This window comes from Streptomyces sp. NPDC091682, from assembly GCF_044756625.1.
Classification (GTDB): domain Bacteria; phylum Actinomycetota; class Actinomycetes; order Streptomycetales; family Streptomycetaceae; genus Streptomyces.
Genome location: NZ_JBIVTH010000015.1, coordinates 55,171 through 68,567, shown reverse-complemented (window position 1 = coordinate 68,567; position 13,397 = coordinate 55,171). Strand labels below are relative to the sequence as shown.

At 71.5% G+C, this 13,397-nt stretch carries 12 protein-coding genes and 1 tRNA gene; 10 read left to right on the top strand and 3 right to left on the bottom strand.

What is annotated here, in order from left to right:
• Positions 1-57 precede the first annotated feature (57 nt).
• Complete coding sequence (locus tag ACIQK6_RS30195; protein WP_329107860.1) at positions 58-1,581, bottom strand: potassium/proton antiporter; 1,524 nt, start codon at positions 1,579-1,581, stop codon at positions 58-60.
• Between the two features lie 215 nt (positions 1,582-1,796).
• Here ACIQK6_RS30195 and ACIQK6_RS30190 point away from each other — a divergent pair, with 215 nt between their 5' ends.
• Complete coding sequence (locus ACIQK6_RS30190; protein ID WP_402695840.1) at positions 1,797-4,658, top strand: penicillin acylase family protein; 2,862 nt, start codon at positions 1,797-1,799, stop codon at positions 4,656-4,658.
• Positions 4,659-4,681: 23 nt separating this feature from the next.
• On the opposite strand, the gene ACIQK6_RS30185 is transcribed toward ACIQK6_RS30190, so the two are convergent.
• A complete protein-coding gene (locus ACIQK6_RS30185) occupies positions 4,682-5,296 on the bottom strand; it encodes a 5-formyltetrahydrofolate cyclo-ligase (RefSeq protein ID WP_329101170.1) in 615 nt (204 codons plus the stop codon).
• Between the two features lie 95 nt (positions 5,297-5,391).
• On the opposite strand from ACIQK6_RS30185, the gene galU reads away from it, so the two are divergent.
• The 8 genes from galU to ACIQK6_RS30145 all read left to right on the top strand — a co-directional run bounded on the left by galU (position 5,392) and on the right by ACIQK6_RS30145 (position 12,042).
• Positions 5,392-6,294 carry a UTP--glucose-1-phosphate uridylyltransferase GalU gene (gene galU / locus ACIQK6_RS30180; protein WP_301370378.1) on the top strand — a complete coding sequence of 301 codons (903 nt, stop codon included), beginning with the start codon at positions 5,392-5,394 and terminating at the stop codon, positions 6,292-6,294.
• Positions 6,295-6,298: 4 nt separating this feature from the next.
• Entirely contained in the window at positions 6,299-7,672 is a 1,374-nt protein-coding gene (gene glp / locus ACIQK6_RS30175; protein WP_402695837.1) for a gephyrin-like molybdotransferase Glp, read from the top strand.
• Positions 7,673-7,745: 73 nt separating this feature from the next.
• Entirely contained in the window at positions 7,746-8,225 is a 480-nt protein-coding gene (gene moaC / locus ACIQK6_RS30170; protein ID WP_030012065.1) for a cyclic pyranopterin monophosphate synthase MoaC, read from the top strand.
• Positions 8,222-8,797 (top strand): molybdenum cofactor biosynthesis protein B, encoded by a 576-nt coding sequence (locus tag ACIQK6_RS30165; RefSeq protein ID WP_402695835.1) that lies wholly within the window; start codon positions 8,222-8,224, stop codon positions 8,795-8,797. The genes moaC and ACIQK6_RS30165 overlap by 4 nt, the downstream gene beginning before the upstream one ends.
• A gap of 17 nt (positions 8,798-8,814) precedes the next feature.
• Complete coding sequence (locus ACIQK6_RS30160; RefSeq protein ID WP_329101177.1) at positions 8,815-9,423, top strand: GNAT family protein; 609 nt, start codon at positions 8,815-8,817, stop codon at positions 9,421-9,423.
• 182 nt (positions 9,424-9,605) lie between these two features.
• Positions 9,606-10,634, top strand: coding sequence for a gephyrin-like molybdotransferase receptor GlpR (gene glpR, locus ACIQK6_RS30155; protein ID WP_329101179.1), 1,029 nt, complete (start codon positions 9,606-9,608; stop codon positions 10,632-10,634).
• A 78-nt stretch (positions 10,635-10,712) separates the two neighbouring features.
• Positions 10,713-10,786, top strand: a tRNA-Ala gene (locus tag ACIQK6_RS30150).
• A 134-nt stretch (positions 10,787-10,920) separates the two neighbouring features.
• Entirely contained in the window at positions 10,921-12,042 is a 1,122-nt protein-coding gene (locus ACIQK6_RS30145) for a hypothetical protein (RefSeq protein ID WP_329101181.1), read from the top strand.
• Between the two features lie 33 nt (positions 12,043-12,075).
• On the opposite strand, the gene ACIQK6_RS30140 is transcribed toward ACIQK6_RS30145, so the two are convergent.
• Positions 12,076-12,606 carry a hypothetical protein gene (locus ACIQK6_RS30140; RefSeq protein WP_329101183.1) on the bottom strand — a complete coding sequence of 177 codons (531 nt, stop codon included), beginning with the start codon at positions 12,604-12,606 and terminating at the stop codon, positions 12,076-12,078.
• A 155-nt stretch (positions 12,607-12,761) separates the two neighbouring features.
• Between ACIQK6_RS30140 and ACIQK6_RS30135 the strand changes: the two genes are divergently transcribed.
• A complete protein-coding gene (locus ACIQK6_RS30135) occupies positions 12,762-13,355 on the top strand; it encodes a CoA transferase (RefSeq protein ID WP_402695832.1) in 594 nt (197 codons plus the stop codon).
• Positions 13,356-13,397 lie beyond the last annotated feature (42 nt).

Here is a 13,397-nt window from a genome sequence, read left to right as displayed (position 1 = left end):
AACTCGGCTGAATTAGAACGGCGCTCTAACACGTTTTGCCAGTACTCCGGCGGCGCGCTAGCGCGAACCGGGTCCGCCCGTGCCCAGCCACCCCGCGAGCTTGCCGCCCCGGGCCACCGCCCGCAGCCGTGCCTCCGCCGCGTCCCGCACCGGATCCGTGGCCACCACCAGCAGGTCGTCCCCGCGCCGCAGCACGGTCGACGGCGCAGGTACGAAGCTCTTCGCGTCCCGGACCACCAGCGTGACCGACGCCCCCGGCGGCAGCCGCAGCTCGCTCACCTCCACGCCGTGCATCCGCGAGGCCGGCGGGATGGAGAAGGACAGCAGGTGCCCGCGCAGCTTCTCCAGCGGCGCCGACTCGATCCCGAGGTCGAGGGCGCCCTCGTCCCCGTTCCCGAGGTTCAGCTTCCGCGCGAGCCAGGGCAGGGTCGGCCCCTGCACCAGGGTGTAGACGACGACCAGCACGAAGACGATGTTGAAGACGCGGTCGCTGCCCTCGATCCCGGACACCATCGGGATGGTCGCCAGGATGATGGGTACGGCCCCGCGCAGGCCTGCCCACGACATCAGCACCTGCTCCTGCCAGGAGATCCGGAAGGGCAGCAGGCTGACGAAGACCTCCAGGGGGCGCGCCACCATCGTCAGCACCAGCCCGATGACCACGGCGGGCCAGAAGTCGCGGACCAGCTCGTGCGGGGTGACCAGCAGGCCCAGCAGCACGAACATGCCGATCTGGGCGATCCAGCCGAGCCCGTCCGCGAAGCCCCGGGTGGCCGGCCAGTGCGGAAGCTTCGCGTTCCCGAGCACCATCGCCGCCAGGTAGACGGCGAGGAAGCCGGAGCCGTGCGCGATGGCACCGGCCGCGTACGCCACGATGGCGATGGCCATCACGGCGATCGGGTAGAGGCCGGAGGCGGGCAGCGCCACGTGCCGCAGCCCGTACGCGCCCAGGAAGCCCACGGTCAGGCCGATCGCGGCGCCGATCGCCAGCTCCAGGGCGATCTTGCCGATCAGGACGTACCACTCGTCCACCGGGCCGACGGTCGAGAAGGCCACCACCAAGATGACGACGGGTGCGTCGTTGAATCCGGACTCGGCCTCCAGGACGCCGGTGATCCGGGCGGGCAGCGGCACCTTGCGCAGCACCGAGAAGACGGCCGCCGCGTCGGTCGAGGAGACGACCGCGCCGATCAGCAGGGCCTGGCGCCATTCCAGTCCGACCAGGTAGTGCGCTCCCGCCGCCGTCACGCCCACGCTGACCGCTACGCCCACCAGTGACAGCATGACCGCCGCCGGCAGGGCCGGCTTGATCTCTTTCCACTTGGTGCCCAGACCACCCTCGGCGAGGATCACGACGAGTGCGGCATAACCGATGACCTGGGTCAGCTCGGCATTGTCGAATGCGACGTCACCGATGCCGTCCTGGCCTATGGCGATGCCTATGCCGAGGTAGATGAGCAGGCTGGGGAGGCCGCTGCGTGAGGAGATGCGTACCGCCGCCACGGCGACGAGCAGCACGAGCGAGCAGACCAGCAGGAGCTCATTGAGCGTGTGGACAGTCAGCGGGCGGCCCTCCTCAATGCGCCCGGTGGATCGATCCTCCCGGCGACAAGTTCGGCAAGTAGTTCGTTACCTTACCTAATATTTGACGCGCCCTTTACGCGATAACCACATTGTGAAACGCCTGTTCCCCCCTGTCCTCAGCACCTCGACCCCTGGCGGATCAACGAAGGCGGTCGTACGCCTATGGTTGCTCCCAGTACTCCCAGGACCACCCTGCCCCTCTAAGGACAGCGATGCCCGCCAACGAAACCGCTCCTCCCGTCAAGAAGAAGGGACGACGCGCCCGTCTGATCGTGCTCGTCCTGGTCCTGGCGCTCTTCGCGGGCCTCGGCTACGGGGCGTACTGGAGCGTGGACAGCGTGCGCGCCTCCTTCCCCCAGACGACCGGCTCCCTCAAGGTGCCGGGCCTGACCGGGACCGTCGAGGTCAAGCGCGACGCCCACGGCATTCCCCAGCTCTACGCGGACAACGACGACGACCTCTTCCGGGCGCAGGGCTTCGTGCACGCGCAGGACCGGTTCTGGGAGATGGACGTACGACGTCACATGACCTCCGGCCGGCTCTCCGAGATGTTCGGCTCCGGCCAGGTCGAGACCGACGCCTTCCTGCGCACGCTGGGCTGGCGCCAGGTCGCGCAGGAGGAGTTCGACAAGAAGCTCTCGCCGGAGACCAAGAAGTATCTCCAGGCCTACGCCGACGGGGTCAACGCGTACCTGAAGGGGAAGTCCAGCAAGGACCTCTCCGTCGAGCACGCCGCGCTGGGGCTCAGCGACGACTACAAGCCCGAGCAGTGGACGCCGGTGGACTCGGTGGCCTGGCTCAAGGCGATGGCGTGGGACCTGCGCGGCAACATGCAGGACGAGATCGACCGCGCGCTGATGGCGACCAAGCTCTCGCAGGCGCAGATCGACGAGCTCTACCCGCCGTACCCGTTCGACCGGAACAAGCCGATCGTCGAGGGCGGGAAGGTCGACGGCGGGAAGTACGCCCCGCAGGGCACCGGCTCGGGCAACGGCTCGGGCACCGGCTCCGGAAACGGTTCGCGCACCGGCAACGGCTCCGGCGGCGCCAACACCGTCGGGACCCAAACCGTCACGGGCCCGGCCAACGGCCTGGCCGACAACGCCGCCGCCCAGGGCGCGACCGTGGGCCTGCGCACCCAGCTGGCCTCGCTCGCCGACACCCTGGACAAGGTCCCCGCGATCCTCGGCCCCAACGGCAGCGGCATCGGCTCGAACTCCTGGGTCGTCTCCGGCCAGTACACGACCACCGGCAAGCCGCTGCTCGCGAACGACCCGCACCTGTCCCCGCAGCTGCCCTCGGTCTGGTACCAGATGGGCCTGCACTGCCGCACGGTCTCGGCCCAGTGCCAGTACGACGTGGCCGGCTACACCTTCTCCGGCATGCCGGGCGTGGTCATCGGCCACAACACCGACATCGCCTGGGGCATGACCAACCTCGGTGCCGACGTCACCGACCTCTACCTGGAGCAGGTCAAGCCGGAGGGCTACGTCTACGACGGCAAGGTGGTCCCCTTCGTCACCCGCGAAGAGGTCATCAAGGTCGCGGGCGGCGACAGCAAGAAGATCACCGTCCGCACCACCAACAACGGTCCGCTCGTCTCCGACCGCAGCGAGCAGCTCGGTACGGTCGGCACCCGCGCCCCCGTCGCCAGCTCCGCCCCCGACCGCGGCGACGGGTACGCCGTCGCCCTGCGCTGGACGGCGCTGGACCCGGGCAAGTCGATGGACGCGGTCTTCAAGCTCGACAAGGCCAAGACCTTCGACGACTTCCGCAAGGCGGCCGCCGACTTCGAGGTCCCGTCCCAGAACCTGATCTACGCCGACAACAAGGGCACCAACGGCAACATCGGCTACCAGGCCCCGGGCCGCATCCCGGTGCGCGGCCAGCACGACGGCCGGATGCCCGCCCCGGGCTGGGACTCCAAGTACGCCTGGAAGGGCAACAGGGACGGCAACGCCGGCTACGTCCCGCAGAGCGAGATGCCCTGGGACTACAACCCGTCCCGCGGCTACATCGTCACCGCCAACCAGGCCGTCGTGGAGAGCGGGACCGGCGCGGGCAAGTACCCGTACCTGCTGACCACCGACTGGGGCTACGGCGCCCGCAGCCAGCGGATCAACGACCTCATCGAGGCGAAGATCAAGGACGGCGGCCGGATCTCGACCGACGACATGCGCACCATGCAGATGGACAACAGCAGTGAGATTGCCGCGCTGCTGACCCCGATGCTGGCGAAGATAGAGGTCTCGGACCCGGGCGTGCGCGCCGCGCAGAAGCTGCTGGACGGCTGGAACTACACGCAGGAGCCCGACTCGGCGGCCGCGGCCTACTTCAACGCGGTCTGGCGCCACATCCTCAAGCTGTCCTTCGGCGACAAGATGCCCAAGGAGCTGCGGATCGAGGGCAGCTGCATGAGCGTCGTCGGCAACGGCACCGGCCCGGCCGACGACCTCGCCAAGACGGTCCGCGAATGCGGCACCCGCGGCCCCGACTCGGCGCAGCCCGACGGCGGCGACCGCTGGTTCGAGGTGGTCCGCCGCCTCGTCAAGGACGAGAAGTCGCCCTGGTGGACCACGCCGAAGACCGTCACCCTGCCGGCGGCCACCAACCGTGACGAGCTCTTCGCCCGGGCCATGCGCGACGCCCGCTGGGAGCTGACCGCCAAGCTCGGCAAGGACCAGTCCACCTGGAGCTGGGGCCGGCTGCACCAGCTGACGCTGAAGAACCAGACGATCGGCACCGAGGGCCCCGGCTTCATGCAGTGGCTCCTCAACCGCGGCCCGTGGGACGTGGGCGGCGGCGAGGCCACGGTCAACGCGACCGGCTGGAACGCCTCCAGCGGGTACGGGGTCACCTGGGTGCCCTCGATGCGGATGGTCGTGAACCTCAACGACCTCGACAAGTCGCGCTGGATCAACCTGACGGGTGCCTCGGGGCACGCGTACAACGCGCACTACACGGACCAGACGACGATGTGGGCCAAGGGCGAGCTGCTGGAGTGGCCCTTCGGCAAGGACGCCGTCGAGAAGGCCACGGTCGACACCCTGACCCTCAAGCCCGAGGGCTCGTAAGGGCCGGGGCGCGGATCAGGTCGTCATGGACTGAAGCGGTGCACCCCTGACGGGGTCGCCACCGCCTGCACGGGGTGGTCGTGCGGTTCCTCCGGGACCCGCGCGACCACCTCGTCGTCGTAGAGGAGCACGACCAGCGCGGGATGCGCCCCGGCGCGCTCCAGCCGTTCCAGCACCCGGTCGTAGGAGCCCCCGCCGCGGCCGAGGCGCATGCCGCGGCCGTCCACCGCGAGCCCGGGCAGCAGCACGGCGTCGGCCCCGGTGACCGCGTCCGGTCCGAGCGCGGGGCCGGTCGGCTCCAGCAGTCGCATCTTGCCCGGGTGGGCGGCCCCGGCGAGCGCGGCCGGGCCTTCGTACGCCGCCCAGTCGAGGTCGTTGTCGGGCAGCAGCAGGGGGAGCAGCACCCGCTTGCCGGCCGCGCGCAGGGCGTCGAGGAGCTCCCGGGTGCCGGGTTCGGTGCCGATCGAGACGTACGCCGCCACCGTGCGGGCACCGGCCAGTTCGGGCAGTTCGAAGGAGCTGACGGCGAGTGCGGCGGCCGCCGCACGGCGGTTCTCGGGGGACAAGGCGCGGCGCGCGGCGAGCAGTTCTCGGCGCAGTGCGGCCTTGGCGGAGGCGGTGGGCGGGTTCTCTGCCACGAGGAAATCAAATATCCTTCCGAATTGGGGCATACCTGTATCTACGTGCTGCGATCCCGTCCGATGTTCGACGGAAGGCCACTATCGTTCGGGGCATGACTATGTTGCACCCCGTGATCAAGAAGGCCGTGATTCCGGCCGCTGGCCTCGGCACCCGCTTCCTTCCGGCGACCAAGGCGACCCCGAAGGAAATGCTCCCGGTTGTGGACAAGCCGGCCATCCAGTACGTGGTCGAGGAGGCCGTCGGCGCCGGACTCGACGACGTGCTCATGATCACTGGGCGTAACAAGCGTGCCCTGGAAGACCACTTCGACCGGAACTACGAGCTGGAGTCGGCCCTCATCGCCAAGGGCGACGACGACCGCCTGAAGAAGGTCCAGGAGTCCAGCGACCTGGCCACCATGCACTACGTCCGCCAGGGCGACCCGCGGGGCCTCGGCCACGCGGTCCTGTGCGCCGAGCCGCACGTCGGCCGCGAGCCCTTCGCCGTCCTGCTCGGCGACGACCTCATCGACCCGCGCGACCCGCTGCTGCGCCAGATGGCCGACATCTACGCCCGCACCGGCGGCACCGTCATCGCGCTCATGGAGGTCGACCCGGCCAACGTCCACCTCTACGGCTGCGCCGCCGTCGAGGCCACGGACGAGGAGGACGTGGTCCGCATCACCGGCCTCGTCGAGAAGCCGGACCCCCAGGACGCCCCCAGTAATTACGCGGTCATCGGCCGCTACGTCCTCAACCCCGCGATCTTCGACATACTGCGGGAGACCGAGCCGGGCCGGGGTGGGGAGATCCAGCTCACCGACGCCCTGCAGAAGCTGGCCGCCGACGAGACCGTCGGCGGTCCGGTGCACGGCGTGATCTTCCGGGGCCGTCGCTACGACACCGGGGACCGCGGCGACTACCTGCGGGCCATCGTCCGCCTCGCGTGCGAGCGCGAGGACCTGGGCCCCGAGTTCCGCACCTGGCTTCACCGTTACGTCACGGAGGAGATGTAGCACCTTGAGCAGTTCCGCACCGCAGCATCCACGCCTGGCGGGCGGCCACCGTTTGTGGTCCGTGGACGAGCACCTCGCGGACGTCCTCTCGGCCGTCCGGCCGTTGGAGCCCATCGAGCTCCAACTGCTGGACGCCCAGGGCTGTGTCCTGGTCGAGGACGTGACCGTGCCCGTCGCCCTCCCGCCCTTCGACAACAGCTCCATGGACGGCTACGCCGTCCGAACGGCCGACGTCCAGGGTGCGAGCGAGGAGTTTCCCGCGGTGCTCACCGTCGTCGGGGACGTCGCGGCGGGCAGCGGTGAGCTGCCCACCGTCGGCCCCGGCGAGGCTGCTCGGATCATGACCGGTGCCCCGCTGCCGCCCGGCGCGGAAGCCGTCGTACCGGTCGAGTGGACCGACGGCGGTACGGGCGGCGGCGCGGCCGCCGGGATGACCCCCGCCAGCGCCGCCCCGGAGCACGCGGGCGGCGAGGTGCGGGTGCACCGTGCCGCCGAGGCGCGGGCGCACGTCCGCGCGCGAGGCAGCGACGTTCAGGCCGGTGACCTGGCCCTCGCGGCCGGCACCGTCCTCGGGCCGCCGCAGATCGCCCTGCTGGCCGCCATCGGGCGCGGCACCGTGCGGGTGCGGCCGCGCCCCCGCGTGGTGGTCCTGTCCACCGGCAGCGAGTTGGTCCAGCCCGGCGAGGCGCTCACGTCGGGCACCATCTACGACTCCAACAGCTTCGCGCTGGCCGCGGCCGCGCGGGACGCCGGCGCCATCGCCTACCGGGTCGGCGCCGTCGCGGACGACGCCGACACCCTGCGCGCCACCATCGAGGACCAGCTGATCCGGGCCGACCTGCTGGTCACCACGGGCGGGGTCAGCGTCGGGGCGTACGACGTCGTCAAGGAGGCGCTGTCCTCGGTCGGGGACTTCGCCGAGGGCGCGGACGGCGGGGCCGCCCGCGGGGCTGACGGCGGCCGGATGGACTTCCGCAAGCTCGCCATGCAGCCCGGCAAGCCGCAGGGCTTCGGCACGATCGGCCCGGACCACACCCCGCTGCTGGCGCTCCCCGGCAACCCGGTGTCCTCCTACGTCTCCTTCGAGCTGTTCGTGTGCCCCGTGATCCGCACCCTCATGGGGCTGCCGGAGTCCGAGGTCCGGCGGCCCAGCGTGCGCGCGGTGCTGAGCGCCGACAAGGCGCTCGGCTCCCCGGCCGGCCGCCGCCAGTTCCTGCGCGGCACGTACGACGCCGAGAGCGGCACGGTCAGCCCGGTCGGCGGATCGGGCTCCCACCTGATCGCCGCGCTGGCGCACGCCGACTCCCTGATGGTCGTACCGGAGGAGGTCACCTCGGTGGAGCCGGGGACCGAGCTGGAAGTGATCCTGCTCGGCTGAAGTCGGGCCGGTGCGGGTAGCGTGTGTCGCACCACACAGGCTCCCCGGGAGCCCAGAGCGGAGCGGCGCAGCAATGAGTACCGAAAGCAGGCTCACCCACATCGACGAGGCCGGCGCGGCCCGGATGGTCGACGTGTCCGGGAAGGACGTCACCACCCGGACGGCACGGGCCAGCGGACGCGTACTCGTCGCCCCGCGGGTGATCGAGCTGCTGCGCGGCGAGGGCGTCCCCAAGGGCGATGCCCTCGCCACCGCGCGCATCGCCGGGATCATGGGGGCGAAGAAGACCCCCGACCTGATCCCGCTGTGCCACCCGCTGGCCGTCTCGGGCGTGAAGGTGGACCTGCGGGTCGCCGACGACGCGGTCGAGATCCTCGCCACCGTGAAGACGACCGACCGCACCGGCGTCGAGATGGAGGCGCTGACCGCGGTCGCGGTCGCCGGCCTCACCGTGATCGACATGGTGAAGGCGGTCGACAAGGGCGCGGTCATCACGGACGTCCGGGTGGAGGAGAAGACCGGCGGCAAGTCCGGCGACTGGGCGCGCTCGTGAACGCCCCGCGCGGCGCCGAGGTCCACGGCCACGGCGCCACCGCCGGGGCGACGGGCGCCGCGCAGCCACTGGGCCGGGCCCTGGTCGTCACGGCGTCGAACCGCGCCTCGCAGGGCGTGTACGCGGACAAGGGCGGGCCGTTGCTGGCCGAGGCGCTGGAGGAGCTCGGCTTCGCGGTGGACGGTCCGCGGGTCGTCCCGGACGGCGATCCCGTGGAGCAGGCGCTGCGCGAGGGCGTGGCCGCCGGGTACGACGTCATCCTGACCACCGGCGGAACCGGGATCTCGCCGACCGACCGCACCCCGGATGCCACCGCGCGGGTGCTGGACTACGAGATCCCCGGCATCCCGCAGGCCATCCGCGCCGAAGGGCTGGCGAAGGTGCCGACCGCGGCCCTGTCCCGGGGCCTGGCGGGCGTGGCCGGGCGCACCCTCATCGTCAACCTCCCCGGCTCGACGGGCGGGGTGCGCGACGGCCTCGCCGTCCTGTCCCGCGTCCTGCCGCACGCGGTGGACCAGATGCGGGGCGGCGACCACCCCAGACCGGCACCACCCTCCGGGAGCCCGAGCTGAACGGCCCGACCTGGCCGGTGGTCCTGTCGGACGGCGACGTCACCCTCCGGCCGATAAAGCTGCGGGACCAGAAGGCCTGGCGCGAGGTCAACCGGCGCAACCGCGACTGGCTCCGGCCGTGGGAGGCCACGATCCCGCCGCCCGCACCGTGGGGGCCGGTGGTCCAGCGGCCCACGTACCGCCAGATGGTCCGCCATCTGCGGGCGGAGGCGAACGCGGGCCGGATGCTGCCCTTCGTCATCGAGTACCAGGGTCGGCTGGTGGGCCAGCTGACGGTCGCCGGGATCACCTGGGGCTCGATGTGCGCGGGCCACATCGGTTATTGGGTGGACCGCGAGGTGGCGGGCCGCGGCGTGATGCCGACGGCGGTCGCACTGGCGGTGGACCACTGCTTCAGGAAGGTCGGCCTGCACCGGATCGAGGTGTGCATCCGCCCCGAGAACGTTCCGAGCCGGCGGGTCGTGGAGAAGCTGGGCCTGCGCGAGGAGGGGCTGCGGCCGCGCTATCTGCACATCGACGGGGCCTGGCGCGACCACCTCGTCTACGCGGTGACGGCGGAGGAGGTTCCGGAGGGGCTGCTGCGCCGCTGGAACCGTGCGCGCCACTCCCAGTCCCCACCGAAATAGCGGGCCACCCGGAGCGGAGCTTCGATAAGCGAATGTCTGTTCGAGTTAATGGCCTCGGGTCACCGATTCGCCCATAACCTGATCCGAAGAATCACAAAAAAGTCCGTGATATCAGCGAGATCGCGCGACACACCGGCCCAATTGGCCGATCCCGTCGGCCGCGTCCCTCTACGGTGTGAGGTGTGAGCAGCAGCGGCCTCATCTACGCAGTCATTGTCGGGGCCTGGGCCGCCTACTTGGTGCCCATGTGGCTCCGGAGGCAGGACGAGCTGAACGAAGCCCGTCCGACGGAACGCTTCTCCACTGCCATTCGGCTGCTTTCCGGCCGGGCGGGAATGGAGCGCCGTTACGCCAAGGGGCTGCGTGAGCGCGGTGACGAGCAGGCGGAGCCCCAGCCCCACGCGGACCCGGACGCCGCGACGGAAACAGTCGATTCCGTCGACGCCGACGCCCGGGCCTTCGGCGTGTCCCCGACCAGGGCGGAGTCGAGGCCGGCCATTGCCGAACGGGAGCAGCGCGCGGAGCGGGCCCGGCGCGAACAGCGCCTCCAGGTCCTCGCGCGCCGCCGGCGCACCACCGCACTCCTCTTCCTGATCTTCACCCTCGGTGCCGTCGTCGCCGCCGTGGGCGGGCTGCACTACCTGTGGGCCCCCGCCGTTCCCGCCCTGCTGCTGAGCGCGTACATCGTGCACCTGCGGGTCCAGGAGCGCCGGCGCTACGAGTTCACCATGGACCGGCGGCGCGCCGAGGCGGCCGCGCGGCAGCTGCGGGAGAACCGCCCGAGTCGCCGCGAGCCCGAGGCCGCGGCGGGCACCGAACCGGACCCTGCGCCACCGGTTTCCCCGCAGGAGGCCGGACGGCGCGCACTGGTCGAGCAGACCGACCACGCCGAGTGGGTGGACCAGCAGCGCGAGCGCGAACGCGGCCCCGCCCGAGGTGACAGCTGGGAGCCGGTCCCGGTCCCGCTGCCGACGTACGTGACCGCCCCGGTGGCCCCCCGCGCCACGGGCCCGGCGGCACCGGACGCCTGGAGCGCGACCCGCTCCAGCACGGCCGAGCCGACGGAACCCCGCCTGCGGGCCCAGCCCGCGGCCCCCAAGCCGGACCCGACGCCCCAGACCGCCCCGCGCCCGCGCGGCCAGGGAAAGGGCCGCACCCCGCTGTTCGACCAGTACGAGGGCGAAGACCGCCCGCGCGCCGCGAACGAGTGATCGGTGACCTGCGCGGAGGCTCCGGGATATCGGTTTTGGAGCACCCGCGCGGGGATGCTAATGTTTCACACGTCGCAAGGGCCTGTGGCGCAGTCTGGTAGCGCACCTCGTTCGCATCGAGGGGGTCTGGGGTTCAAATCCCCACAGGTCCACAAACGACAGTTCTTGAGTAGCTCTCAGGAACGGTGACGAGATCCCGTCCGATCGCAAGATCGGGCGGGATCTCGGCGTTTGTGGAGCAACCCTAGGATGATCGGAGATTGATCATTCAACGGGGAGAAGAACTGTGCGAGTTGCGTGGAAGCACGAAGCGGCCCAACTCCGGGACGCGGCCATTTTCATCGGGCTGTCGAACCCCGTGCTGTGGTCCGGGCCGCCGGTCCGGGAGAGCGAGATCGCCGCGTGGACGCAGGAGGTCAAGTTCTTCACCACGATCGAGATCGATTCCGTCCTCACCGTGCACAGCCGTTCCGGCAACGCCTTCGAGCTGTACGGAAAGGGGCGGAACTTCCTCAACCCGGTGACGCTGGCGCGCTATGCGCCGTACGCGATCGAGGCGGAGAGCGCCCCGGAGAACCCGGAGATCCTCGCCCGGGCGCGGACCGTCTGGCAGGAGTACGTGGACGGCATCGCCCGACGCATCGGCGCTCCCTTGCGCGTCACACCGGACGACGCCGAGGTCCCGGAAGCGGTCTGGCGTCCCGGGGGTGAGGAAGGGCCCAACCTGCGCCTCTGGATGAACGCCTCGTACGGACTGGACCCGGACGGCCCGCTGTTCACCAAGGTCCCCGGCCGGGTGCTGGTCCGCCTCGACGCGCACGTCCCTGCGGACATGGTCGGCGTCACGCCGCGGGAGCTGCCCGAGGTGAGCGACCTGCCGGAGTGGATCCCGGACTGGTACCAGGAGCACGCCGTCGAACAGGCGCGGCGCGAACACGAGGCGCCGGACGACGACGACCGCCTGCTCGAAAGGATCCGGCACGTGATGGGCGGCGCGCTCAGTATCGGCGGATCCCTCCACGACTACCTCGGCCAGCTGGCCACGACCCCGGTCGAGGCCGGCCCGGAGCCCGACTCCTACCTCTGGCAGCACACCTTCCAGCACCCCGGAGCCCCGCAGGGCCGCCTGCCCGCGATCCACATGGCGCACGTGATCAGCGTCCTCGCGAACCACGAGAAGGAGGGCTCGGCCCGCATCCCGGAGACCGTGGAACCCGGTCTCACCCTCCACTACTACGACCTGTTCGACCCGCGGATGCAGAACGCGCTGGCCGTCACCGGACGGGAGGCCTGCGCGCTGTGGAAGCCGGTCCGCTCCTCGTACGAGCGGTCCGTCACCGGCAAGTCGTACCTGGTCACCCCCCAGGACGTGCTGGACCGCCTGAGGGCCGCCGCCGGGATCGAGTGAGCGCATCCAGCGCACCAGCGCGCCGCCCGCCGGTCACCGGCTGTGTTCCAGGACGAGCCGGCGGAGCTCGGCGGCCGAGTCGGTGGCGAGCCGGTAGACGCCCTGGACGCTGATGGAGCGGACCAGTTCGCCGTCCACGACGTGCTTGAGGGTGCGTTCGCCGCGGCGGGAGGCGTACGTGAGCCGTCCCAGCAGATCGGCCGGGACGGCCGCGTCGAACCCGAGCGCGGAACCGGGCGGTCCGAGCAGTACCTCGGAGACGCAGCCCGCCTTCAGCGTCCGCCAGTCCAACAGCTTCGCGTAGTCGTCGTCGTGGAGCTCGGACCCGGCGTCCTTGTAGGGAATGATCCGCGACACCTCCATGGCTCCCAGCACGTGGAGCCGCTTTCGGAAGGCCCGGACGGGGAAGACGGTGTCGCCGGGCCGGACGCCCGCCCGTACGAAGCTCGGCAGCGACTGGTGCGGGCCGCCGAACAGCATCGTGAGGCGCTGGCCGGCACGACCCGTGCGTTCGAGTTCCCGGCACAGGTCGTTGGTCCACAAGGTCGTATAGGAGTTCGGCACGACAGCACCGTAGGGGCGCCCACTGACAAGAGGTCAGTTGGTCGTGATCGGCGGGGAGCAGGAGCTCCGATCTGTCGGCGGATGATCGTCGAGGAACCCGCTGCGCGCAACGGGACAAACGATCCGGGCCGGCAATCATGGGTCCATGACGATCGGTGAGGAACACGACGGCGGAACGGCCCAGGCCTGGGAGGCGCTCGGCGGGGCGCCCGAGCTCGTCGGGCGGGTGCGCTACCGCGGCGCCGGCGACCTGGCGGAAGGGCCGCTCCCGGTGGCCGAACTCGCGCGCGCGACCGTCGGGGCGTGCGGGCTCGCCGCGGCCGAGCTGGCCGCGGTGCGGGCCGGGGGCGGGGCGGCGGGGGTTCGACTCGCTGGTGCAGGCGGGGTACGGGATCGCCGCGGTGTGTGCCGGGCCGGACGGGGCCCCCGGTGCGCTGCCGGCGCAGGCGCTGGACCACGGGACGGGGTACCTGGTGGCGGCCGGCGTGCTGCGGGCCCTGGCGGAGGGGGGTGGGCGGGGGCTGCGGTTCTCCCTTGCCGGGACGGGGTCGTGGCTGGTGCGGGGGCTCTCCCGAGCGGGGGCGGGTGGGGGTGCGGGTGCGGGGGCCTCGGGGTATGCGGCGGAGCCGTGGCTGCGGGAGACCGGGTCGGGGTACGGGGTGCTGCGGCACGCCGCCAGTCCCTTCGGGGAGTGGGGGGCGGGGCCGTCCCGGTGGGGGACGGACCGGGCCGTCTGGCTCCCGCGGTAGGGGCGGCGGGGCGGGGCGGGTGCGGCGCCGTTGCCGGGGGCG

Coding starts and splice junctions, on each gene's coding strand:
- ACIQK6_RS30190 (WP_402695840.1), top strand. CDS start 1,797: ATGCCCGCCAACGAAACCGCTCCTCCCGTCAAGAAGAAGGGACGACGC.
- galU (WP_301370378.1), top strand. CDS start 5,392: ATGACTATGTTGCACCCCGTGATCAAGAAGGCCGTGATTCCGGCCGCT.
- moaC (WP_030012065.1), top strand. CDS start 7,746: ATGAGTACCGAAAGCAGGCTCACCCACATCGACGAGGCCGGCGCGGCC.